The following is a 1759-nucleotide window of genomic DNA, read 5'->3' as shown; positions in this document are numbered from 1 at the left end:
AGCACCGCATGCATCCCCGGCGGAGCCTGATAGGTGCCGTCGCCCTTGCCGGCGAACCGCACCCGCCGGCCGGAGGGGTAGGTGACCAGCAGATCGCTTGCCCCCGCCGTTCCCTCCGCAGTGATCTTCATGTCCCACTGCGTCGACCATCCGGCTCCGAAGATCCCGTCCGTGCGGGCGTCCAGACTGTTGTAGGTACGGGTCACCGACAGTGGCGGCCCCGCGACCGTGACCTTCGCATCGACGAACGTACTCGTGTAGTTGCCTGTGGCCGGCGTGAACTCCTGCCCGTTACCGCTCCGCTCCCCCAGGTGCGCGCTCGTCAACGGCTGGCGCGCACCGGTCGTCACCACCAGCTTGCTGGTCTCGTCCGAGGCCGCACTCTCGACATCGACAGCACGGGCCCACCACTCGTACTGCTTGCCCCACGCCAGCTTGCCGGGTGGGACGCGCCATGTATTTTGCCCGACTTGTCCGCCCGACTCTACGCATACCGGTGTCGGTGTGGGTTCACCGGGAAGCGGGTCCTCCTCATCGTCCGGCCTTTCGCAGATGGTGAAGTAGAACTTCAGATCCGCAGCGGATCCGCCACCCATCCGAATGGCATTGACCGCAAGCAGCGGTGTCGTGCTGACCAACATCCCGTGCTCGGGATACGCGTCATCGATGATCGGAAACGTGGGGTCGGCCTGCGTCATCCGATCAAGCTGGTTCGCCCGCTCCACCCCCGCCGCAAGCTTCGACCTCTTCTCAGGCGTCGCTGAACGCGACTCCAAAGCCAGCACCCCTGACGGTCGCCGCCCCGGCCGGGTGCCGGCAGCGCCTCCTTCACGCGTGACCGACGCGTCCACCAGGCTCGGCAGCCGGCCCGCCGTACCCACCATCTGCCTGGGCGTCGTCACCGGCCCCTGAGACTCGGCCGGCCCACCCACTACACCCGCCTGGGCGTATGCCGGCAGCACGGCTAACGACAGGAGACCGGGCAGTGCGGCGACCAGCAACGCCGCAACCCAGCAACGAGTCCATGCCAAAGACCGGCGCATACGCCGTCACACTCCGAACCGCGCGGGGCGCCCGGAGGCGCCGGACGAAGCTCCACCCGCCCAGCCCGGAACCACCGCGCGACTCGGAGCATGTTGCCAAACGGACGAAGCGTAACTTCCGCCCGAAAAGGTAACAAGATCCAATTAGGTCATGCGAAGATCACGGAAGGTCACCTTCCTCCATGACCTGGACGGACGCCTGCGCTCCGGACGGCAGGTCCTCTGAGATCCCCTGCTGGGCGGGTCCTCAGCGCAGGGCCGCCACCGCCTCCGCGATCGGCGTGTCACCGGACGTCAGCTCCAGCACCTGGCCGATACCCGCGCGCTCGCGCAAAAGGGCGGCGATCACGGCCGCCACGTCGTCCCGTGGTACCCGGGCGCGTGGGACCTCCGGGGCGAGGCGGACCAGGCCGGTGCCCGGGTCGTCGGTCAGGGCGCCCGGGCGCAGGATCGTCCAGTCGAGGGGGCGGCGGCGCAGGTCGTCCTCGGCCTCAGTCTTGGCCTTGAGGTAGGCGGCCCACACCTCGTCGCGGCCCGGCGCGGGTGGGCGGCCCGCGCCCATGGTGGAGATCTGGACGAAGCGGGGCACGCCCGCCTGTTCGGCCGCGTCCGCCAGCAGTACCGAGGCCGCGCGGTCGACCGTGTCCTTGCGGGCCGTGCCGCTGCCCGGGCCGGCGCCCGCCGCGAAGACGGCCGCGTCGGCGCCGTGCAGGATC

Annotated in this window: 2 protein-coding genes; both read right to left on the bottom strand. The window is 69.8% G+C overall.

Features of this window, described 5'->3' with window-relative positions:
* Positions 1-1001, bottom strand: a 1001-nt coding sequence (locus DQW85_RS10340) for a DUF6531 domain-containing protein (RefSeq protein WP_162794877.1), incomplete at its 3' end; no start/stop codon positions are given.
* A 289-nt stretch (positions 1002-1290) separates the two neighbouring features.
* A partial coding sequence (locus tag DQW85_RS10335) for an NAD(P)H-binding protein (RefSeq protein ID WP_113700134.1) occupies positions 1291-1759 on the bottom strand: 469 nt, incomplete at its 5' end.

Source organism: Nonomuraea lactucae (assembly GCF_003313395.1).
Lineage (GTDB): Bacteria > Actinomycetota > Actinomycetes > Streptosporangiales > Streptosporangiaceae > Nonomuraea > Nonomuraea lactucae.
The sequence above is the reverse complement of the archived record's forward strand: the minus strand, read 5'-3'. Positions and strand labels throughout refer to the sequence as shown.